Source organism: Bacillus cereus group sp. BfR-BA-01408 (assembly GCF_022663305.1).
GTDB classification, from domain to species: Bacteria; Bacillota; Bacilli; order Bacillales; family Bacillaceae_G; genus Bacillus_A; species Bacillus_A pacificus.
Genome location: NZ_JAKUFF010000015.1, coordinates 40,650 through 62,970, shown reverse-complemented (window position 1 = coordinate 62,970; position 22,321 = coordinate 40,650). Strand labels below are relative to the sequence as shown.

The window sequence follows — 22,321 nt, the reverse complement described above, 5'->3', positions numbered from 1 at the left end:
CAACTGACTTATTATTCAGCTGCCATTCCTTTTAACAATACATCTATTGCCTTTTTATAAATACGTTTCAACTCTTTATAATCTAACTCGTAGTAAAGTACCCCAAGCCCTGATAATAATCCATTCACAATATACATAAGATCGCGCGTATTATCTTCACGAAACTCTCCAGACTGTATGCCTGCTTCAATTAGTTTCTCAAACATAACATATGATTCTCTAGTTAAAGCTAATAGTTCATCCAAAATCTCTTTACTTACAACTTGGCTCATAGAGAATTCCTCTATTGCATTTGAAATTGGTTGCTGTATGTCCTCTACATGATATTCCGCGAGACCATATAATTTTTCAGTATTCGTACTATACGACTTCTCTTTTTCATTCCATTTTTCAAGCCAATCATACGTATGCTGTTTTACTACAAATAAAAATAATTCTTCTTTACTTTTAAAGTGATAATAAATACTTCCTTTACTTCGCTCTGTAATTTCACAAATCTCTTCCATAGATGTAGCTGCATAGCCCTTCTGTGAAAACAGACTTTCTGCTTTATATGCAATTTCTTTCTTTATCTCTTCTGCACTTCTTCTCATATTCACACCTCTTTAAACCGACCGTTCAGTCTAATGATAACAAATTAAAAACCTCTATTACAAGAGGCTATATTCCTTATTTTAAAAAAACGTACTTTCAAACCATGTTCGAATCATATGTATGATTCCAATTTTAAATCCTAATTTAACAAGAAATATGCCTCCCGCAGCTACTAAAAATAACATTACTTTCCCCTTGTTTTTCACTTTCGGTTCTCTTTCCATTTCCATTCCCCTTAGTATATTAAAAATATTTAATCAAACGTTTGTTTAACTGTTTTTATGCATATGTAAACCAACTAATCAAACGTTTGTTTAAAAAGAAATACGCCCCTTATAGGGCGTATTCTCATCAATCACCGCCACCTCCGCCACCATCGCAGCTGCCTCCGCTATCTCCACCGAAAGATCCTCCACAATCATGTGAACCTCCATGCGAGCTATCATTATCAGATCCCGCAAAGAAAAATAATGGTGATGAGTTGTTAGATGAGTTATGAATGTTATTTTGTTTTGTAAGATTTACCTTCTTTTTGTTTGATCGAACTGCTGTTAAGATTGTTCCAACTACAACAAATAATAGTATGAAAATAATAAATTCCATATAAAAGCCTCCCTTATTCCTCGAATAATTGAATGGTTCTCTCTAGATTTTCAAGCGAAATGAAGCGTGATTCACGAAGAATTTCTTTTCCATTATAAAATAATAAAACTGTTGGACCTGTAAATACAGCATATCGCCCCGCAATCTCTTGCATGTCTTGTAGCAATATCTCTATTTTCTCTACGTAATTATAATTCTCTAATACGTAATTTACTTTCCTTAACATAACATCACAAACACCACAATTTTCTGTTTTAATAAACAGAAGTACTAATTGTTGTTCTTCAATATATGTCGCTAATTCTTCTATCGTTTTAAATGTATTCATCTTATCCCTCTTAGCGTAATTTACGAAATACTTTATCTTGATACATACGAAAAGCTGAACTATCTTTAATCTTTCTCTTTTCCATTACCTGCTGAAAACGAAGCGTTTTTGCTGTTAACTCTTCTTGTAACTTTATTCTCTCTACTTCATCATAACAGCACGCAATTAAGTCTTCTATTTTTAATATATCTTTTTGTAGTTCCATTTCTGGTGGAATCATGCCCGCGTTTTTTAAAATTTTATAACTCATTCTAAGTTCTGGAGGTACCATTGAAAGGTCTTCTAATTGTAGTGGTTTCCCTTTTCCCGGAATATGATCAAGGTCTCCATTCCGTATTGCTTGTCGAATTTTTTCTTCGGCAATATTTAAAAACACATCCACAATACTCCCTCCCTTACATATTTTTACTATTATTTTACATGAAATTTCATTATCTTGCTACGCTATTACAAATTGACCTCATACAATTTTTTCTCAAATTTAACTCCAAGAAGCCCTTTCCTCCCTAATCGATATTTTATTTTCATGTGTAATCTGTATTAGAGCCGTTTCATATTGAGAAAGTCTTTTCGAATTCAATAAAGCGTTTACACCAAATCTTACATTTGCTACGATTTAATCAGCTTCAGCTCCTTGTATAGACTTCGTGATGTCTGATCATTTTTGTCTAGATTCATTTTGATTTATTGGCGCATGCCTTTAAATATATCTTTTACTTTGAAAGGAGAAATGACTATGAAATCAAAAAAATTCACACTGCTATTACTATCCCTACTACTCTTCTTACCTCTTTTTCTCACAAACTTTATTACTCCAAATTTCGCATTAGCAGAGTCACCAAAGCAAGGTCAAAAAGTTGTTGGGTATTTTCCTTCGTGGGGCATTTACGGACGTAATTATCAAGTTGCAGACATTGATGCATCAAAGCTAACTCATTTAAACTACGCTTTCGCTGATATTTGCTGGAATGGAAAACATGGAAACCCTTCTACTCACCCCGATAATCCAAATAAACAAACGTGGAACTGTAAAGAATCTGGTGTACCACTGCAAAATAAAGAAGTCCCTAATGGTACTCTCGTACTCGGTGAACCATGGGCCGATGTCACAAAATCTTATCCTGGCTCAGGTACAACTTGGGAAGATTGTGATAAATACGCACGCTGCGGAAATTTCGGCGAACTGAAACGATTAAAAGCTAAGTATCCTCACTTAAAAACAATTATTTCTGTTGGTGGCTGGACTTGGTCTAACCGCTTTTCTGACATGGCCGCTGATGAAAAAACAAGAAAAGTATTCGCTGAATCTACAGTCGATTTCCTACGCGAATATGGATTTGACGGCGTTGATTTAGATTGGGAATATCCGGGCGTAGAAACGATTCCTGGTGGTAGTTATCGTCCTGAAGATAAGCAAAACTTCACCCTACTCCTTCAAGAAGTTCGAAATGCATTAACGAAAGCTGGTGCAGAAGATGGCAAACAATATTTACTAACAATCGCATCAGGTGCAAGCCAACGTTATGCCGATCATACAGAGCTAAAGAAAATCTCTCAAATACTGGATTGGATTAATATTATGACATATGATTTCCACGGTGGATGGGAAGCTACTTCTAACCATAATGCAGCTCTATACAAAGATCCAAATGACCCAGCAGCGGATACGAAATTTTACGTAGATGGTGCGATAGACATTTATACAAATGAAGGGGTTCCAGCAGATAAACTCGTATTAGGTGTACCATTTTACGGACGCGGATGGAAAAGTTGTGGAAAAGAAAATAACGGACAATACCAACCTTGTAAACCAGGTAGTGATGGAAAGCTCGCTTCTAAAGGTACTTGGGATGATTATTCTACCGGTGATACAGGTGTATACGATTATGGTGATTTAGCGGCTAATTATGTTAATAAAAATGGTTTTGTTCGCGGATGGAACGATATAGCGAAAGTACCTTATTTATATAATGCGACTACAGGTACATTTATTAGCTACGATGATAATGAATCTATGAAATATAAAACAGACTATATAAAAACAAAAGGTTTAAGTGGCGCAATGTTTTGGGAGCTTAGCGGAGATTGCCGTACAAGTCCAAAATATAGTTGTAGTGGACCAAAATTACTTGATACGTTAGTAAAAGAATTACTAGGTGGACCTATTACTCAAAAAGATACTGAGCCACCAACAAACGTAAAAAATATTGTTGTTACAAATAAAAATTCAAACTCAGTTCAATTAAACTGGAATGCATCTACTGATAACGTAGGAGTTACGGAATATGAAATTACTGCTGGGGAAGAGAAATGGAGTACAACAACAAATAACATTACAATTAAAAACTTAAAATCTAATACAGAATACAAATTTTCAATAATAGCAAAAGATGCCGCTGGGAATAAATCACAGCCTACTTCTATTATTGTAAAAACAGACGATGCTAGCACAACACCTCCTGGTGGAAATAACAATGCTACCTTTTCAGTCACTTCAAATTGGGGAAGTGGTTACAACTTCTCGATTGTAATTAAAAATAGTGGAACGACCCCTATTAAAAACTGGAAATTAGAATTTGATTATAACGGCAATTTAACACAAGTTTGGGATTCTAAAATTAGTAGTAAAATAAATAATCATTACGTAATTACGAATGCAGGATGGAATGGTCAAATTCCTCCTGGTGGATCGATTACAATCGGAGGAGCAGGAACAGGCACTCCTGCTGAACTTGTAAATGCATCCATTAGCGAAAACTAAACGTAACTTCCACTAATTATTTCACTAAAGTTTGAATTTAGGTTCGATTCCTCTCTCCTAAATTCAAACTTTTAATTTTATGAAAAATCACAAAGAAACATTACAATAACCTATTATAATCATATTTAGTTTCCAATATGAAGTTCGTGTGAAGTTCATCTGAATTTTACATGAATTTCCTTTAAGCTCTATTGTCTTCCTATACTAATCACATTATCCTTTACATATAGGAATTATTTTTATTCCATTTCAAACTATCTATATATACATAAAGAAAGATAGTCGCCTATTAGGGAAAGGCATCTAGTATTATTATAAATATAAACATAACAAAAGAAAAAGCACGCTTATAAGCGCACCATAAGAGTGCTTCTTCATACAATTCTCATGTAAGAGTTCTCGAAAATCATGTTAATCACAAAGAAAAGGCATTAGCTTATACAAGCTAATGCCTTTTCTTTATTCATATTGTTCAGCGTTCCATTCTTCTATATTCCACACTTTTGTTATCCATGCTTCATAAAAAGAAGGCTCATGTGATACAAGTAAAACGGTTCCTTTATATCGTTGTAGCGCTTCCTGCAACGCTTTCTTTGTTTCTATATCCAAATGATTAGTTGGTTCATCTAAAATTAAAACATTACTTTTCTTTACGATAAGTTCACATAAACGTACTTTCGTTTGTTCCCCTCCGCTTAATAAACGAATAGGTTTTAATACATGTTCTTCTTTCAATCCACACTTCGCTAATGCTTGGCGCACTTCTTTCTTTGTCATATCTGGTCGCTCTGCCCAAACTTTCTCTAAGGGTGTTGTTTCTGAAGCAAACTCTTCCTGGGCAAAATACGCAGGATTTACTCGTTCTCCAACAGAAATGGAACCACTTAGCGGCTTAATTTGACCTAATAATGTTTTTAACATCGTCGTTTTTCCAATTCCATTATGACCAATAATCGCTATCTTTTCTCCTTTTTTCACTTGTAAATTCAACTCTGGGCATAACGGATCACTATAACCTATCCTTAGTTTCTCAGCTTGCAATATACGACTCACCGGCTCCTCATAAACATTGAAATCAAAACGGGATCGAGGTACAGGATGAATCTTTTCAATCCTTTGCATTTTCTCCAATACTTTCTCTCGACTTTTAGCCTGTTTCGCTTTACGAATTTTATTTTTTTGAATAAATGTTTCTAACTGAGAGATTTCTTTCTGTTGTTTCACATACGCCGATTGCAATTGTTTCTTTTGCACTTGATAACTTTGTACAAACTTTTCATAGTTTCCTACGTATCGCTTCACTTTCCCTCCTTCTAGATGAAAAATAACATTTGTAATACTGTTCAAAAATAATTCGTCATGCGAAATGATTACATAAGCTTTTTCATATAGTCTCAAATACGATTGCAACCATTCTATATGGGCTGTGTCTAAATAATTTGTTGGCTCATCTAGTAATAAAACATCAGCTTTTTCTAAAAGAAGCTTCCCAAGTAATAACTTTGTTCGCTGTCCCCCACTTAACTTCGATACATCCTTTTTCAAACCTATTTCAAATAAACCTAAACCGATTGCTACTTCTTCAACTTCTGTATGAATGTGATAGAAATTAGAGCTTTCCAATATAGTTTGTAATTCTCCATACTTTACTAACAGTTTTTCTACTTCTCCTGCTCCATTCATTTCTTCAGCAATTTTTAACATTTCGCATTCAATCACATACAAATCAGCAAATGCACTTTGCAAGTATCCCTCAATTGTAATTCCTTCTTGTAAATCTATATGCTGCTGTAAAAAACCTACCTTCACATGAGGAAACCATTCAATATTCCCCTCATCATGTATAAGTTCTCCTGTTAAAATCTTTAACAATGTTGATTTTCCAATTCCATTTTGCCCTACTAACCCAACATGTTCGCCCTTCAATAATCGAAAACATGCATTATATAAAATGGTCTTCTCACCATACGAATGACTTACATTTTCTACCGTTAATATACTCATTTTTTTCTCTCCTCTACTTATAGTCCATAAGCTAAATAGAGAGAGCAACAGTATAAAGCCTTTTTTAATTGTGCATATAAAAAATGGGTAAGGTGAATACACCTTACCCATTACATATTATCGTAAAAAAGGATTAAGGTTCTTTACCTGCTGTCTTCAATTTAGCTTAACCGATAAAAATGGGCAGACTTCTCCCTTATCAAGCTAAAACCATTTGAAGAACAGTTGATAAAGTCATTTTATCCTTTCACTCCTTTAACATTCGTTATATTAAGAGTATAAACTACTCTTTTATATTCTATTCTCTATTGTTCTTTTTGTTCCTTCTACGTTTTATCGTTCTCTGCATAAATTTCTTTATACATCTTTTCTAATGCATATGGACTTGTAAAGATAATTGTTAACGATTTCCACATATAAATTCTTCTTTGTAATTCTATCCCATACTCTTTACTCACTATATTTTTCACTTCTGGGATATGATCTTCAGTTTGAAATTGTTGCACAGACTTCAATTCATTCGTTTTAAAATCTGTTAAAAATCCTATTACACTTCGCCCATGTTCCTGTGACCTTTCTTCTAAATCAAACTGAACCGAATGAATGAAACCTAAAACGTGAAAGATTTGAGCATGTAACCCGACAGCAGCACGCTGTTCCATTAAGTTGTAGCACTCTCGTTTCAACTCTTCTACCATTTCTAAAGAATTTCTATTAACTTTCCTTTTGCCAATAAACATAATTTTTACAATATGAGCGACTGCCCCCATACTTTTTAATACACTCTCTAGAATTTCTACCGCGTCTTCTACATAACCATTTAAAATTATTGAATGAATAAATTCATCTAATACCGCTTGAAACTTTTTAATTAAATGTAAATCACGTAATTCTGGAACATCTTTTCTCAATTGATCCCGGCCTTGAACCCACTTTAAAATTTCTGTCATTTCTTCTTCGTTTAATTCATGATGTTCCATACCATACTTCATTAATAAAATATGATTTTTTAATAAAGATTTTCCTTCTTCGAGATTATCTGCTGTTAATTCATCCACTATTTGCTCTATAGATTTCACCTTTCTCCCCCTATATAAAAAAGCCTCTTAACAGTAATTATACTAAAAACTGTTAAAAGACTTTTTCTATTTTTTCATATAAGGTGCTAATACTCTCAAAATTTCTTCCTTATCCTTCTTTAACTCAAGTGATGTTAACATATCCATCGTTCTCGGCCTAGGTAATTTCACTTGTACCTCACCAACTATTGATGCTGGTCTTTGAGATAAAATAAATACGCGATCCGAAAGCAAGATTGCCTCATCTAAGTCGTGTGTAACCATAACGATTGTTTGCTTCTCTTGGTGCCAAGAGTTTAAAAGCCAGCTATGTACTTCCATTTTTGTAAAAGCATCTAATTTACCAAAAGGCTCATCAAGTAACATAATTGGCTTTTCACATAAATATGTGCGCAGAAAACTAATTCTTTGACGCATACCACCAGACAATTCATCTGGATAATGGTCTGCATATTCATCTAGTTCAAACTGCTTTAATGCTTCCATTCCTTCTGTTAGCCTTTGTTTTTTTGGCTTTCCTTCAATTTCTAACGGAAGGACGATATTTTGCAAAGCTGACCGCCACGGTAGTAATAAATCCTGCTGCGGCATATAACTTACAACATCTTGCTCTTGCATTTGCTTATCGTTATACGTTACACTTCCACTTGTTGGATTTTCAACATTTGCGATCATATTTAATAGTGTACTTTTCCCGCAACCACTCGGTCCTACAAAAGAAACGAACTCTCCCTCTCGTATAGAAGCACTAATATTTGCTAATACATTCTTTCCATCGAAAGATTTCACAATATCTTTTATTTGTAATCCGCTCATTTTTCACTTGGAAGGAACTCATTTGTAAAGGCATCTTTCACATCAATTTTCTTCTTAATAACTTTGTTATCATATAAGAAATTCATGTAATTCGTCCAAACTTCTTCCTTCTGTACTCCCCACGCTTTTGCATCATCTTGATACTTCGTACTTAACCATTTTTGACTTTCTTGTACTAACTCTTTATTTACATCTGGAACGGCTTTAATTAAAATATCAGCAGCTTCTTTCGGTTCTTTAATTGCAAAATTATACCCCTCTGTCGTTGCACTCATAAACTTTTTCACAAAGTCTTTATCTTGCTTCGTATGTTTTTCACTCGTAATAATAACAGGACTATAGAAATCAAGCGCTGGGTCTAAGTCTTTCACCATAATCGTATTTAACTCTTTTCCTTGGCGCTTCGCTTCAATACCGTCCCATCCGTAATATATCCATTCAAAGTCTGCATCACGACCAATTGATTTAAAGAAATCTGTTTGTCCTAAGATGATTTTTTCCACTTTATTAAAATCGGCTTGATTTTTCTCCATAATTGTCTTTAATGTAGCTTCTTCCGCTGGTCCTCCCCAGCCACCATAACGTTTACCTTCAAAATCTTTCGGCGAAGTCATGTTATCTTTCTTAAGCGATGCAAAAGCTGAAGTATTATGCTGAATAATCGCTCCTACTGATACAACAGGAATACCTTCCACACGAGCCAACGTTACATTTTCTTGCGCGCTTATTGCGAAGTCAGCTTTTCCTGAAGCTATCATTTGCTCTGCCGTCACATTATCACCAGGCTGAATAATTTCTACATCTAAGCCTTGCTTTTTATAATAATCTTTCGCTTTCGCTACATATAAGCCAGTATGATTCGTATTTGGAAACCAATCTAGCACTACTTTTACTTTTTGATCTTTACTTGCACTTTCTTCTTTCTTCGCCGGATTACATCCAGCCACACCTACCGCTAATAAGGTAGCCAACATAACTTTTAAACCTTTTTTCATTTTCTGCCGTCCTTTCTATATATCCATGGTGCTGTTATTCTTGCCATAAACTCCACGATAAAATACAGACATAATGTCACCATAACAATAATTGCTGCAACACCAAATACTCGGGCTGTTAAAAAGGATTTCGTAGCCCTTGTAAGCATAACTCCTAATCCTTCACTGGCACCGAGCCATTCTCCAATAATCGCTCCCATTACGCTATATGTAACTGCAATTTTTAAACCGGAGAAAAAGTATGGAAGCACTGCTGGAAACTTTACTTTCTGGTAAACTTGCCATTTCGTTGCCTTCATCGTTTGCAACAACTTCAACATATTTTTATCTACCGTTTGAAAACCTTCTAAAATGCTAAGCGCAATCGGGAAGAAACAAACGAGTATGACTACCATTACTTTCGGTAGCATTCCATATCCAAACCAAATAATAAATAACGGTGCAAGTACAACGATTGGAATCGTTTGCGAAATAACAAGCAACGGATTTATTAAAATACGAAATAAAGGGATAACGTCCATAAGAATTGCAATGCTTGTCCCAATTAAAATCGCAAAGAAAAGTCCAATTATAACCTCTTGCAGCGTCTGCATCGTATTCGGTAATAGTAAATCTTTCATTCCAATTAATTCTTGAACAATGGCAGAAGGCTTCGGTAAAATCCACGGTTCAATTTTAAATAATGAAACAGATCCTTCCCATATCGCAATGAGAAGGATAAGCCAAATTGCTGTAATTATTTTAGATTGCTTCTGGTTTTGCATATTCATCACGGTACTTCCAAACTTTTTCATCTATCGTTACACCAGTGCTTGGACGATAATGGATTTTAATAGAAGTAATCACTTCTTCTGCTCCAGCATCCACACAAGCTTGTTGTGCACGTTTAATGATATCAAGAAGTACATCTAATTCTCCTTCCAGCGTTGTTTCCATTGCCCCTACTTCATAACGAACTCCCGATTGTTGTACAACCTCAATCGCTTTATCAACAACAGAATACACGTCTTTGTTCTTTGCTTGTGGTACTACTGAAAACGAAATTGTAACTTGTTGTGACATAGTAAAATCCCCCTTATGAAATTAAATTTTAAAACAAGAAAAGGCTTTCCTACTGCGTAGGAAAGCCTTGTATGCAAGTTATTATAGAATAACATATGCTACATCACTTTAAGTAACTCCCTACGCTGGCATTATCCAGATCAGGTTGAGGGTCGATGTTTGCTCACATCCTCTCAGCCAATTGGCTCCCCGGTCCTTAATTCGTTTTCATTGTAGCATGATTTATTTTATTGAACAAACAAAAGCATGTATAATCATTTCATTTAACTTTTGAATTCCCCAATTAACTCTTGTAGCTCCTGTGAGAGCCAGCTTAAAGAACTGGCTAATTCAGCAATATCCTGTACAGACATTTCCTGTTCTTTCATACTTTCTTCAACATTACTACTACTATTCGCATACTTATTTGCAATAAGTGATAGTTCATTTACAACACGAACAATATTTTGGCTATTTTGCAATATATTATTTGAATTGCTAGAAACAACTCCAACTTGATTGGTAACAGTTTGTGCTGATTTCGAAATTTTTTCAAAGAAAGCACCACTACTTTCAACAAGTTTCATTCCAGACTCTACTTCTTTTGAGGTTTTTTGCATTGAAACAACAGCTTCTTCCGTTCTGGCTTGTGTTTCCCCTATTAATTTTGCTATATCTTTTGCTGATGCTTCCGTCTGCTCTGCTAATTTACGCACTTCATCAGCAACAACGGCAAATCCCTCTCCAGTTTCCTCAGCACGTGAAGCTTCAATAGTAGCATGTAAAGCTAGCGAATTCGCTTGATTTGAAATACTTGTAATTACAGTTACAATATCACTAATTTCTTTTGATCTTACTTCCAAAGAATAAATGATAGAAGATAAATCTTGTACTGCATTTTGTATTATGTTCATTTGATTCATCGTCTGTTCAATAATACCATTTCCTTTTTCTGAATGATGCTTCGTACCTTCAGACTCTTTCGTCATTTGTTTTGCAATATTAGTTATCTCTTCCATCCTATCTTCCATTTCATATACAATATCTAAATACTTTGGTACTGACTTTTCTTGCAATTGAACGCCAGCCCTTAACTCAACTATAGAACTTACGATTCCTTTGACTGCCATGCTATTTTCTTTCGTACTCACTGACAATTCTTGTGAAGATGAGGAAACCTGTTCTGCTGTCTGCTTCACTTTATCTATAATTCCTTTAAACTTCTCGATGGTATTATTAAAATACGCATTAATAATACCAATATCATCTGGTCTTTCCTCTAATTTAATACTTAAATCACCTTCACCAACTCTGCGTAATCCTTCACGTAAATCCCGCAATGGAGCAAGTGCGTTACGTACGATTAAGAATTGAATAACAGTTGCAATTAAAACAGAAATACAAATAAACATTAAACCTTGTATAATGAACTTTTCCTTTGTAATAGGAACAATAGAAGCATCTACATCGGCTGCAACAATTGCCACAATATTTCCGTCTCCATCTTTAATTGGCTCTAATATCGTTACCCATGATCCTAATAGATCTTCATATACTACTGTCATGTTTGCTTTTTTCGTGCTCATTACCTTATCGTATGCTTTCATCCAAAGATCTGGTTGTTTATAATATTCTCCCGGCCTTACTTCAACAACATTTGCTAACTCTGTAGACAAATCGACGATTAGTAACTCACCTTTTTCGTTTTCTTTTGCTCCAACAATATAGATTTGTCCAACGCTATTCAATTCTTCCTTTGCTTCATCTAATTTCTCTGTTAACTTCTCTCTCTTTTCTCTTTGTGCCACTGGATCCTTTGTAACATCTCTCACTATTTGTTCGTCTAATTTATGTAATACCGTATCTCCTGTTTCAAAAGAATGCCTTTCAAATATAGACATCATGCTATTTTGAAACATGTTAAAACTTAACGCTCCCATAGTACCAACAAGCGTCAAAATAACTAGCACAGTTAACAATACATTCTTTTGAAGAAATGATAGCTTGTGCCAATATTTTTTCATCAACATCACCTTTCTTAATTAAATTAATATAAAGGAAAACTATTAAAATAGAAACCTTATCAACAGCTGATAAGGTTTCTCATTTGTTCGCAAATAAAAAAAAGACCAATGAAAAAGCATTGGTCAAGACCAACCCTATCCGTCCGGTAACTGGCTAGCGTAGCCTTTCGGCCTTAGCTCCTGTAGTTTTGCGTCCTAATGTTTCCACCAGTTTGCCTTTCTCGCTGAACGAGTTGAACGATATGGGAGTTCTATGAGAATTACATTGTTCTCTATCAAAGATTACAACATAAAAATTAAAATGTCTACCTATTTAGAGATGCAAATGCAAAGTTTTAATGTATTATTTTTTCGAAATAATTTAACAAAGTACGTGAATGTTACATTTCTTGTGTTATATAATAAAAAATGTATATAACACAAGGATTGTTTTGAGTATTTATTTTAATTTTCATTTAAATTAAATTATTCGAATATATCTTAACTAATGAATTTCGGAGGTAGTTTATCATGTTTTGGCTACAATTTCTTACGTTACTACTCTGCATTTTTATTGGCGCACGCCTAGGCGGAGTTGGTCTAGGGGTAATGGGTGGCGTTGGTATGGCAATACTTGTTTTCGTCTTCCACTTACAACCTACAGCTCCTCCTATTGATGTAATGCTTATGATTTTAGCAGTAATTACAGCTGCTGGTGCACTCCAAGCTGCTGGTGGAATGGACTACCTTGTTCATCTGGCTGAGAAAGCATTACGAAAAAATCCAAAGCGCATTACATTCTTTGCTCCAATTGTTACTTATTTATTTACACTTTGTGCAGGAACTGGTCACGTTGCTTATTCTGTACTTCCTGTTATCGCAGAAGTCTCTCGCGAATCTGGGATTAGACCAGAACGACCAATGTCAATCGCCGTAATTGCTTCCCAACAAGCAATTACAGCTAGTCCTATATCAGCTGCAACAGTTGCACTTTTAGCAATGTTAGCTGACTATAAAATCACCTTATTAGATATTTTAAAAGTAAGTATCCCTTCTACTTTCATCGCTTGTATGGTAGCTGCATTTGTTGCTAGCAAAATGGGGAAAGAATTAAATGAAGACCCTGAATACTTAAAACGATTAAAAGAAGGAATGATTCCTAAGATTGAAGAGAAAAAAGAATTTGTTGGTGTAAAAGGCGCTAAATTATCAGTTATCCTTTTCCTAGTAGGAACTTTTCTTGTCGTACTTCTCGGTTCATTTGAAGCACTTCGTCCAGGATGGATAGTTGATGGGAAGTTAGCCCGTCTTTCCATGCCAAACACAATTGAAATGGTTATGTTAACGATTGCAGCTCTTATTATTATTTTCTGTAAACCAAATGTAGAAAGCATCGTGTCTGGTAACGTCTTTAAAGCGGGGGCAACAGCAGTTGTTGCTATTTTCGGTATCGCTTGGATGGGAGATACTTTCTTTAACGGAAACTTAAATATGATTCAAGGATCAATTCAGCATCTAGTAACAAGTGCGCCATGGCTATTTGCCATCGCATTATTCATTCTATCTATTTTACTATATAGCCAAGCCGCAACAGTACGTGCTTTAATGCCTCTTGGATTATCACTCGGTATTCCACCAGCACTACTGATCGCGATGTTCCCTGCAGTAAATGGATATTTCTTCATTCCAAACTACGGAACAATCGTTGCTGCCATTAACTTTGATCGTACTGGTACAACTGGCATTGGTAAATATGTTTTAAATCATAGCTTTATGATTCCAGGCCTAATCGCAACATTCACTTCTATCGGAATTGGAATGCTCTTAATTTCAATTATGTTTTAAAGAAAAAGCACAAACCCAAAGTTTTAAAGGGTTTGTGCTTTTTTAATCAAACGTTTGTTTAAATATTTTTAACTGTCCATTCTTCCATTATGTTCTTTAATATTTGTGTGAAATCCGCTGGGAAAAGATGCCCCAAACCTTCTCTCACAATTAATTTACAGTCCACATTATATTCCTCAAACATAGACATTAATTGAAGTGTGTTTTCATAAAATGGATCTTTGTCTCCCGTAACAATATATCCTTCTACATTCGTTATATCATTTGATACAACTATACTTTCAATTTCCTTAACATCTCGAATAGCAGGTATAACTGCAATAAATTTTTGAGTCGCTGACATATTCTTTAACGCCAACTCTATCGCTATATTTCCCCCTTGAGAAGCTCCCGCGATGATGATGTCCTCCAAGTTATATTTATTTACAAAATCATTAAAAGTTTCCATAACGTCTTTTATAGCTATTTCATGATTATCCCAGCTATACGACTTCATTCCATGTATTTGTGAGGATTGGGGAAAACCTAATATATACTCATTTAGTATTTCTTCTTCACACCAATATGGTGCAAAATCATTTATATTTGATCCTCTCCAATGCAAAGAAAATAACCCTATCTTCGCCTCTTTATTTCCATAAGTAAATAATTTCGGTTCGGCTGTTAGCTGCTGTTTCTTAAAGATTTCTTCACACTTTTTCACTATCATTTTAAAAGCTGCATTCTCTCGTAATCCCTTTAAATCTTTATCCCCCATAAGTGTATGTGGATTCCACCAAATCCCCTTTTCTAAAGCTTCGTTTAAACTAACAATTGCTTCTTCATACTTACCTTCTGCCGAAAGTGCACACACTTCCCAAAAACTAGTTTTTTCTATTCTTTCAGGAAACTCCCCTTTTGCTTTATCTATGCATCTATAAATCGCTTCGAATTCCCTTTTTTCGAATAAACGAAACAACTCATTTTGCAACTCTATAAACTGTTTCCTTTTCAAACAATCCTCCCCCTTTTTCTAACTATCGATATCAAAACATAAAAAGCTATGTAGCGTTTTAATACTACATAGCCTTCTTCTACAAACTGTTACTCACTTCCTCTACTAGCTTCTTCGTACTTTCATACGCAGATTCAGCTAAACTAATCGCTGAAATAACTGAAACACCGTCCGCACCTGCTTCTATAACCGAAGCGGTATTTTCAATTGAAATGCCTCCAATTCCGACAATAGGTATTGTAATTCCTTGTTCTCTAAAATGAGCTAAACCTTTCGTTCCTTGCACCGCTTTCGTATCTCTTTTCGTACTCGTTGGGAAAATAGGGCCAACACCTAAATAATCCGCTCCGTTTTCAATTGCCCAGCGCGCTTCTTCAATTGTATGTGTAGATACACCGATAATTTTATCCCCCATTTTTTCACGAACAGAAGTAATTCCTTCATCCTCTTGCCCTACATGCACACCATCCGCATCTAACTCAAGTGCTAGTTCCACATCATCATTTACGATGAATGGTACACCATACTCCTTACAAATTGCTTGTAATTCTTTTGCGAAACAAATACGTTCTTCTCCTGTTAAAGCCCCTTCTCCCTTTTCACGAAATTGAAAAATTGTTATACCGCCTTCAAGTGCATCTTTCAATATTTGTAGTGGATCCTTCGTACAATTGTTACTTCCCATAATAAAATATACGGATAACAACCTAGACATTTCTGCCTTTGAAATACGCGACATTTATTTTCCCTCCTTACTATATAACCTCAATCTTCCCATACTTCTCTATATCACCCGAAGTGGTATTCGCTAACTGATTTAAAAATTCAATTTGGAAACTACCAGGTCCTTTTTCTACTGTCTTAGCAGCTGCTAGTTCCGCGGCTACACCATAAAACGTTAATGCCGCTATCGCTGCCTTTACATAATCCTTTTCTACCGCTACAAATGCTCCTATTACAGAAGTTAGCAAACAACCAGTTCCCGTAACTTTTGTTAAAATAGAGTGACCATTTTGAATAACAATCGTTCGCTCTCCATCTGTAACAACATCTTCTTCTCCAGTAATTACTGCAACTGTATTTAGTTCATCTGCTGCCTGCTTTGCAATACTTACGACATTACCATTTCCAGCACCAGCGTCTACCCCTTTAATTTCCCATCTCTCATTAATTACGTTCGCTATTTCAGCTGCATTTCCGCGAATAATCGCTAATTCAATTTCAGCCGGAATATGTCTCGCAACTTCTGTTCGATACGACGTTGCTCCTGCGCCAACTGGATCAAACAGTACTGGTACATTGTTCACATTTGCAGATTTACCAGCAAGTAACATCGCTTCTACTTCTTCAGGACGAAGTGTCCCCATATTTAATACTAGCGCTCCAGCAATGCTAGCCATTTCTGCCACTTCTTCTTTTGCATACGCCATTACAGGCGATGCCCCTAACGCTAACAAACCGTTAGCTGTAAAATTTGTTACAACAACATTTGTAATATTATGAACGAGCGGATTAGATTCTCTCACCAAATCCACTACTTTACTAATTTCTTTCATATTCATCCTTCTCATCTCCTAACTATAGTTATGGGAGATACACAAAAAGGCACTTTGCGCGTACGCAAAGTGCCTGAACATGTGCTTTTACACTCTCCCTACGCTGGCATTATCCAACAGGTTCAAATGGTCAATGACGGACTAGTCATACTCTCAGTTTGTATCCACAAACTCCCATGTGTTTAGTATTCATCTACTTCAAAGTCTACTCTTATTCTACTAAAATAACAAGTTCTTTACTTTTCTATTTCTCACAGTCTCATCATGGTGCATATTATGTTCTGTCACGATCATTCACTTTCAAACAGATGTTATCCCATTAAAAAACGTTCAAATCTGGAGCGAAACTGAATCTCAAGAAGATGTATGCTATAGTTAACGTATGGAAATTTGAAAGGATGTTTTAAATATGTCAAAAAGCGTTGTAATCGCTGAAAAGCCTTCCGTTGCACGTGATATTGCTCGCGTACTGAAGTGCGATAAAAAAGGAAATGGCTATCTTGAAGGTAGTAAATATATTGTAACTTGGGCTTTAGGTCACCTTGTTACATTAGCAGATCCAGAAAGCTATGATGTGAAATATAAAAAGTGGAATTTAGAAGATTTACCTATGCTACCTGAGCGTTTGAAATTAACGGTTATTAAACAAACTGGGAAACAATTTAATGCTGTAAAAAGTCAGCTACTTAGAAAAGATGTAAATGAAATTATTGTAGCAACAGACGCTGGGCGTGAAGGAGAATTAGTCGCTCGTTGGATTATTGATAAGGTTCGAATTAACAAACCAATTAAACGTCTATGGATTTCATCTGTTACTGATAAAGCAATTAAAGATGGTTTCGCAAATTTAAAACCAGGTAGAGCATATGACAATTTATACGCTTCAGCTGTCGCACGTTCAGAAGCTGACTGGTATATCGGTCTTAACGCGACTCGAGCTTTAACGACTCGCTTTAATGCCCAGCTTAACTGTGGCCGTGTGCAAACACCTACTGTCGCTATGATCGCTAATCGTGAAGATGAAATAAAGAACTTCAAAGCTCAAACTTACTACGGCATCGAAGCTCAAACGACAAATCAATTAAAACTAACTTGGCAAGATGCAAATGGCAATAGCCGCAGTTTTAATAAAGAAAAAATTGATGGTATTGTAAAAGGTTTAGATAAACATAATGCTACTGTTATGGAAATTGATAAAAAACAGAAGAAGTCATTCTCTCCTGGTCTTTACGATTTAACTGAATTACAACGTGATGCAAATAAAAAGTTCGGTTACTCTGCGAAAGAAACATTAAACATTATGCAGAAATTGTATGAACAACATAAAGTGCTAACATACCCTCGTACAGATTCGCGTTACATTTCATCTGATATCGTCGGAACACTTCCAGAACGTCTAAAGGCGTGCGGCGTTGGGGAATATCGTCCTTTAGCACATAAAGTACTACAAAAGCCTATCAAGGCTAATAAATCATTTGTTGATGACAGTAAAGTAAGCGATCACCACGCAATTATTCCGACAGAAGGATACGTTAACTTCTCCGCCTTCACAGATAAAGAACGTAAAATTTATGATTTAGTTGTAAAACGTTTCTTAGCTATTTTATTCCCAGCATTCGAATACGAACAACTAACGTTACGCACAAAGGTCGGCAATGAAACATTCATTGCACGCGGAAAGACAATTTTACATGCCGGTTGGAAAGAAGTATATGAAAATCGCTTTGAAGATGATGATGTAACTGATGACGTAAAAGAACAACTTTTACCTCGCATCGAAAAAGGCGATACATTAACTGTAAAATTAATTATGCAAACATCAGGTCAAACGAAAGCACCTGCACGTTTTAACGAAGCGACTTTACTTTCAGCAATGGAAAATCCTACAAAATATATGGATACGCAAAATAAACAACTTGCTGATACGCTAAAATCAACTGGTGGATTAGGTACTGTAGCAACGCGTGCTGATATTATCGACAAGCTATTCAATTCATTCTTAATTGAAAAACGCGGTAAAGATATTCATATTACTTCAAAAGGCCGTCAGTTACTTGATTTAGTACCAGAAGAGTTAAAATCACCTACACTAACTGGTGAGTGGGAACAAAAGCTAGAGGCAATTGCAAAGGGTAAACTGAAAAAAGAAGTATTCATTTCCGAAATGAAAAACTATACGAAAGAAATTGTTTCTGAAATTAAATCCAGTGATAAAAAATATAAACATGACAACATTTCAACAAAGTCTTGTCCAGATTGCGGTAAACCAATGCTAGAGGTAAACGGCAAAAAAGGAAAGATGCTCGTTTGCCAAGACCGTGAATGTGGTCATCGTAAAAATGTATCTCGTACAACAAACGCTCGTTGCCCTCAGTGTAAGAAGAAGTTAGAATTACGCGGTGAAGGTGCAGGACAAATCTTTGCATGTAAATGTGGCTATCGCGAGAAATTATCCACATTCCAAGAAAGACGTAAAAAAGAATCTGGAAACAAAGCTGATAAGCGCGACGTTCAAAAATATATGAAACAGCAGAAAAAAGAAGAAGAACCATTAAATAACCCATTTGCAGAAGCATTAAAGAAATTAAAATTTGATTAAACAAAAAGGTTCCTACCTCTATCGGTAGGAACCTTTTATTTTAGTGAATGATTTTACTTCCTTTTGCGTTCTCAACGAATTTTTCGCTCGATTTGTTAATTGGTGTTTTCAATAATAACGCAGCAACAATCATAACTACTACGAAAGCACTTAACACAAGTAAATCTCGCGTTACGATATCCCAAAGCATTCCGCCTACTGTTTCACGAATTGCACTAATTGCGTATGTGAACGGTAAGAACGGATAAATTGCTTGGAAGAACGCTGGTGTCATTTGAATTGGGAATGTTCCGCCCGATCCTGCTACTTGCAGTACAAGTAAAATAATCGCCATCGATTTCCCAACGTTTCCGAAAATAGAAACGAGTGAGTATACGATACAAACGAAGACTCCACCAATAAATAAACTAAATAATACAAACCAGAACTTATCGACTACGTACGTACCGAGTAAGAATATATCTCCCATTGATACGATAAACGCTTGTGAAAGACCTATCGTTAAGAATGTTAATAAACGTCCGAAGTAAATTTCATGGCTCTTATAATTCGCGCCTTCTTCGTGTACTTCTACTGTTAATAATGAAACCATTAATAATGCGCCTACCCATAATGCAAGCACTGTATAGAATGGTGACATCGCTGAACCGTAGTTTGGCATCGCAAATAACTTATTCTCTTTTAAATTGACTGGATTCGCGAAGTAATCACTTTGCTTCTCAACATCGTTTTTCAATAAGCGTATGATATCTTTTAAATCCTCTTCAGATTCAAAATCACGAATTTTATCTGCCAATTCTTTAATCTTTTTCTCAGTAGCTGGCATTTCAGCTTTAATGTCTGCTAATTTCTTTTTACCATCTACTAAGCCTTTTGATGAATCTTCTAGTATTTTTTTAACATCCGGAAGCTTTTTGTCTGCTTCTTTTAAAATTTGAGATGTGTTTTTAGACATCTCTTTCGTACGAGCAATAGCCGCATTGAAATTTGGAGTGATTTCTGAATCATATTTAGCTAAAATGTCACCAATTTGACCCGAAACATTTTTAGATACTTCATTAATACTCTCAATAACATCTGCCGCTGGTTTTTGACCTTTATTAATAGCGTCAATTCCTTTATCAGTTAAATCCATTCCTTTTTGCAAACCATCTTTTGCTTTATTTAGCTTAGCAATTGTACCATTAAGATTTTTATCACTATTCACATCAGCTAACACTTTATTTGTACTTTCCAGAACTGGAATCATATCATTAACTAAATTCCACCCTGCTTTGAACTGGCCATTTAAATCATTTAAAGCTACTTTTGTAGAATCTAGTCCGTTAACACCTTTATTGCTTAAGTCTTCTCTTGCTTTTTCAAGCTCCGTTTTTAATCTGCTGTAATCACTTACAGCTTTATCGTACTTTTCTCTACCATTGTCTAACGCTTCATTTGTTTGGTTTACTAACTCATTTGTCTGGTTTACTAACTCATTTGCTTTTTTTATATCTTGATTTAAATTACCTCTTAGCTGCTGAGCACCTTCTTTTACACCTTCAGCCTTATCCTTCAATTGCTCGGCTGTACTAACTGCTTTTTCAAAATCCGCTACGAACGTAGCATTATAATCTGCTTCCGCTTGGTTTACCAAATTATTTATTGCATCTAACTTTTTATTAGCGGCATCTCTTACGTCTTGTTTCACTTCTTGCCCTGTACCAATAATATTAGCAATATCTTTAACGCCACCATTTGCATTTTCAATAGCTGATTTAAGATTCGTTAATTTATCTATTCGTTTTTGGAAGAAGTCTTTACCAGAATCAGTTGGTGCAAATTCTTTAAATTTAGTAAAGATATCAATTAAATATGAAACGCTATCCGCACGCCCCTGAAGAGTCTCAGAAACCTTATTAAGATCTTGTTTCGCTTTTTCTGGATCAAAGTTTCCATTTTGTAACCCGTTTATAACTCCCTGTGCATAAGTTGTTCCAACACGTATTGAACTAAAAACATTATTTACAGTTTGATTAATATTTTTAGCAATATTTTTATACCCCTCCCCATTCACTTCCGGTAACGCTGGAATCTCTGGTATTCGAGGTATTTGTGGTATTTGTGGAATAGTTATATTAGGTAACTCTGGTAATTTAGCTGGATCTGGCAGTGTCAAATTAAAATCAAATGACGGATTCTTTAAGTAATCCGTAATTTCCGCTGCAGCATCCAATCCCTGTTTCATTACGGTTAAATTATTTTTAATAGTTCCTGGAGCACGATTCAATGTTTCATCATTTCTCGCAAAGAATTTATCTAAATTCCCTAACGCCTCTTGCCCATCATTCATAACACTTTCTACAACCGGCAATTCTTTCTGCGCTACTTTCACAACATCCTCTGCTCGAGTCGCATCATCTAACGCCTTATCCATCAATGTATTCATTTCTGGGAACTGCGCTTCTAGTTTAAATACAAGATCTTTTACTTTCTCGATACTTGGTAAGTTTGTTTCTAAATCGATTCCAAGGTCATTGAAGATTTTAAAAATCTCACCGTTCGCTGTTTTAACAAAGTTTTTACTAATTTCTTCTGTAATACCTGATGCACCTTTTGCTGTAATTTTCGGTGCAATCGCATTTACCTTTTCATTTACATAGTAATCAAGTTCTGGTTTCTGTGGATTTTCATCCAGAACAGTTGCAATCTTTTCAGAGAAATCTTTTGGGATTGTAATGCTTGCATAGTAATCCCCGCGTTCAACTCCGTAAATTGCTTGTTTTTCATCTACAAATTTCCAGCCAAGATTTTTATTTTTCTTCAGAGAATCTACAATCTCGTTCCCGATATTGATATCTTTTCCTCTTAAATTAGAGCCTGCATCTTCGTTAGAAACTGCAATGGGAACTTCTTTTGTATTTCCGTATGGATCCCAGGAAGCTTTAATGTTAAACCATGCATATAACGATGGTAAAATCATTAACCCTACAACAATAACAATTGCAGCCCAATGTTTCGCTACATTCCGTAAATCTGTCTTATAAATACGCCAAATTTGTTTCATAGAAGTTATCACCTAATTATATATTTTTCCTTCTTTAGAAAATGATACATACATTTT

General features: G+C 35.3%; 19 protein-coding genes and 3 riboswitches. Of the genes, 3 read left to right on the top strand and 16 right to left on the bottom strand.

The window, feature by feature from the left end:
* Positions 1-11: 11 nt before the first annotated feature.
* The 5 genes from MR083_RS09880 to MR083_RS09860 all read right to left on the bottom strand — a co-directional run bounded on the left by MR083_RS09880 (position 12) and on the right by MR083_RS09860 (position 1,907).
* Positions 12-593: a TetR/AcrR family transcriptional regulator gene (locus MR083_RS09880; RefSeq protein ID WP_001254445.1), complete on the bottom strand. Its 582-nt coding sequence runs from the start codon at positions 591-593 to the stop codon at positions 12-14.
* Between the two features lie 81 nt (positions 594-674).
* On the bottom strand, positions 675-818 hold the full coding sequence (locus MR083_RS09875; RefSeq protein WP_000439128.1) for a hypothetical protein: 144 nt from the start codon (positions 816-818) through the stop codon (positions 675-677).
* 127 nt (positions 819-945) lie between these two features.
* Positions 946-1,197 (bottom strand): hypothetical protein, encoded by a 252-nt coding sequence (locus MR083_RS09870; RefSeq protein WP_000394354.1) that lies wholly within the window; start codon positions 1,195-1,197, stop codon positions 946-948.
* A gap of 13 nt (positions 1,198-1,210) precedes the next feature.
* On the bottom strand, positions 1,211-1,525 hold the full coding sequence (locus tag MR083_RS09865) for a thioredoxin family protein (protein WP_001091337.1): 315 nt from the start codon (positions 1,523-1,525) through the stop codon (positions 1,211-1,213).
* Between the two features lie 10 nt (positions 1,526-1,535).
* Positions 1,536-1,907 carry a DnaJ family domain-containing protein gene (locus MR083_RS09860; RefSeq protein WP_000382358.1) on the bottom strand — a complete coding sequence of 124 codons (372 nt, stop codon included), beginning with the start codon at positions 1,905-1,907 and terminating at the stop codon, positions 1,536-1,538.
* Positions 1,908-2,261: 354 nt separating this feature from the next.
* Between MR083_RS09860 and MR083_RS09855 the strand changes: the two genes are divergently transcribed.
* A complete protein-coding gene (locus tag MR083_RS09855; protein WP_016716352.1) occupies positions 2,262-4,286 on the top strand; it encodes a glycosyl hydrolase family 18 protein in 2,025 nt (674 codons plus the stop codon).
* Positions 4,287-4,745: 459 nt separating this feature from the next.
* Here MR083_RS09855 and MR083_RS09850 read toward each other — a convergent pair whose 3' ends face one another.
* From MR083_RS09850 to MR083_RS09820, 7 genes are all read right to left on the bottom strand, one after another.
* Positions 4,746-6,290, bottom strand: a complete 1,545-nt coding sequence (locus MR083_RS09850) for an ABC-F family ATP-binding cassette domain-containing protein (protein ID WP_073530576.1) — start codon at positions 6,288-6,290, stop codon at positions 4,746-4,748.
* A 326-nt stretch (positions 6,291-6,616) separates the two neighbouring features.
* Complete coding sequence (locus MR083_RS09845; RefSeq protein ID WP_000835394.1) at positions 6,617-7,369, bottom strand: hypothetical protein; 753 nt, start codon at positions 7,367-7,369, stop codon at positions 6,617-6,619.
* A gap of 66 nt (positions 7,370-7,435) precedes the next feature.
* Positions 7,436-8,185, bottom strand: a complete 750-nt coding sequence (locus MR083_RS09840) for an ABC transporter ATP-binding protein (protein ID WP_049114345.1) — start codon at positions 8,183-8,185, stop codon at positions 7,436-7,438.
* Complete coding sequence (locus MR083_RS09835; RefSeq protein ID WP_000715579.1) at positions 8,182-9,180, bottom strand: ABC transporter substrate-binding protein; 999 nt, start codon at positions 9,178-9,180, stop codon at positions 8,182-8,184. Before MR083_RS09835 ends, MR083_RS09840 begins: the two co-directional genes overlap by 4 nt.
* On the bottom strand, positions 9,177-9,950 hold the full coding sequence (locus MR083_RS09830) for an ABC transporter permease (protein ID WP_001057149.1): 774 nt from the start codon (positions 9,948-9,950) through the stop codon (positions 9,177-9,179). The genes MR083_RS09835 and MR083_RS09830 overlap by 4 nt, the downstream gene beginning before the upstream one ends.
* Complete coding sequence (locus MR083_RS09825) at positions 9,922-10,242, bottom strand: MTH1187 family thiamine-binding protein (protein ID WP_000082897.1); 321 nt, start codon at positions 10,240-10,242, stop codon at positions 9,922-9,924. Before MR083_RS09825 ends, MR083_RS09830 begins: the two co-directional genes overlap by 29 nt.
* Before the next feature lie 100 nt (positions 10,243-10,342).
* A riboswitch (TPP riboswitch) is annotated at positions 10,343-10,444 on the bottom strand.
* 61 nt (positions 10,445-10,505) lie between these two features.
* Positions 10,506-12,245, bottom strand: coding sequence for a methyl-accepting chemotaxis protein (locus MR083_RS09820; protein WP_242269104.1), 1,740 nt, complete (start codon positions 12,243-12,245; stop codon positions 10,506-10,508).
* A 142-nt stretch (positions 12,246-12,387) separates the two neighbouring features.
* Positions 12,388-12,472, bottom strand: a riboswitch (cyclic di-GMP riboswitch).
* Positions 12,473-12,755: 283 nt separating this feature from the next.
* On the opposite strand from MR083_RS09820, the gene MR083_RS09815 reads away from it, so the two are divergent.
* A complete protein-coding gene (locus MR083_RS09815) occupies positions 12,756-14,069 on the top strand; it encodes an anaerobic C4-dicarboxylate transporter family protein (protein ID WP_000498715.1) in 1,314 nt (437 codons plus the stop codon).
* 58 nt (positions 14,070-14,127) lie between these two features.
* On the opposite strand, the gene MR083_RS09810 is transcribed toward MR083_RS09815, so the two are convergent.
* The 3 genes from MR083_RS09810 to thiM form a co-directional block, all read right to left on the bottom strand.
* Complete coding sequence (locus tag MR083_RS09810; protein ID WP_242269101.1) at positions 14,128-15,063, bottom strand: alpha/beta hydrolase; 936 nt, start codon at positions 15,061-15,063, stop codon at positions 14,128-14,130.
* Between the two features lie 79 nt (positions 15,064-15,142).
* Positions 15,143-15,802: a thiamine phosphate synthase gene (gene thiE, locus MR083_RS09805; protein ID WP_242269099.1), complete on the bottom strand. Its 660-nt coding sequence runs from the start codon at positions 15,800-15,802 to the stop codon at positions 15,143-15,145.
* A gap of 16 nt (positions 15,803-15,818) precedes the next feature.
* On the bottom strand, positions 15,819-16,634 hold the full coding sequence (gene thiM, locus MR083_RS09800; protein ID WP_338083326.1) for a hydroxyethylthiazole kinase: 816 nt from the start codon (positions 16,632-16,634) through the stop codon (positions 15,819-15,821).
* Between the two features lie 63 nt (positions 16,635-16,697).
* Positions 16,698-16,807: riboswitch (TPP riboswitch) on the bottom strand.
* 221 nt (positions 16,808-17,028) lie between these two features.
* On the opposite strand from thiM, the gene topB reads away from it, so the two are divergent.
* Positions 17,029-19,218 (top strand): DNA topoisomerase III, encoded by a 2,190-nt coding sequence (gene topB / locus MR083_RS09795; protein WP_242269097.1) that lies wholly within the window; start codon positions 17,029-17,031, stop codon positions 19,216-19,218.
* Positions 19,219-19,258: 40 nt separating this feature from the next.
* Here the strand turns inward: topB and MR083_RS09790 are convergent, their stop codons facing one another.
* Positions 19,259-22,264: a YhgE/Pip family protein gene (locus MR083_RS09790; protein WP_242269095.1), complete on the bottom strand. Its 3,006-nt coding sequence runs from the start codon at positions 22,262-22,264 to the stop codon at positions 19,259-19,261.
* Between the last annotated feature and the right edge of the window lie 57 nt (positions 22,265-22,321).

Coding starts and splice junctions, on each gene's coding strand:
- MR083_RS09880 (WP_001254445.1), bottom strand. CDS start 593: ATGAGAAGAAGTGCAGAAGAGATAAAGAAAGAAATTGCATATAAAGCA.
- MR083_RS09875 (WP_000439128.1), bottom strand. CDS start 818: ATGGAAAGAGAACCGAAAGTGAAAAACAAGGGGAAAGTAATGTTATTT.
- MR083_RS09870 (WP_000394354.1), bottom strand. CDS start 1,197: ATGGAATTTATTATTTTCATACTATTATTTGTTGTAGTTGGAACAATC.
- MR083_RS09865 (WP_001091337.1), bottom strand. CDS start 1,525: ATGAATACATTTAAAACGATAGAAGAATTAGCGACATATATTGAAGAA.
- MR083_RS09855 (WP_016716352.1), top strand. CDS start 2,262: ATGAAATCAAAAAAATTCACACTGCTATTACTATCCCTACTACTCTTC.
- MR083_RS09850 (WP_073530576.1), bottom strand. CDS start 6,290: ATGAGTATATTAACGGTAGAAAATGTAAGTCATTCGTATGGTGAGAAG.
- MR083_RS09840 (WP_049114345.1), bottom strand. CDS start 8,185: ATGAGCGGATTACAAATAAAAGATATTGTGAAATCTTTCGATGGAAAG.
- MR083_RS09835 (WP_000715579.1), bottom strand. CDS start 9,180: ATGAAAAAAGGTTTAAAAGTTATGTTGGCTACCTTATTAGCGGTAGGT.
- MR083_RS09830 (WP_001057149.1), bottom strand. CDS start 9,950: ATGAATATGCAAAACCAGAAGCAATCTAAAATAATTACAGCAATTTGG.
- MR083_RS09825 (WP_000082897.1), bottom strand. CDS start 10,242: ATGTCACAACAAGTTACAATTTCGTTTTCAGTAGTACCACAAGCAAAG.
- MR083_RS09820 (WP_242269104.1), bottom strand. CDS start 12,245: ATGAAAAAATATTGGCACAAGCTATCATTTCTTCAAAAGAATGTATTG.
- MR083_RS09815 (WP_000498715.1), top strand. CDS start 12,756: ATGTTTTGGCTACAATTTCTTACGTTACTACTCTGCATTTTTATTGGC.
- thiE (WP_242269099.1), bottom strand. CDS start 15,802: ATGTCGCGTATTTCAAAGGCAGAAATGTCTAGGTTGTTATCCGTATAT.
- thiM (WP_338083326.1), bottom strand. CDS start 16,634: ATGAGAAGGATGAATATGAAAGAAATTAGTAAAGTAGTGGATTTGGTG.
- topB (WP_242269097.1), top strand. CDS start 17,029: ATGTCAAAAAGCGTTGTAATCGCTGAAAAGCCTTCCGTTGCACGTGAT.
- MR083_RS09790 (WP_242269095.1), bottom strand. CDS start 22,264: ATGAAACAAATTTGGCGTATTTATAAGACAGATTTACGGAATGTAGCG.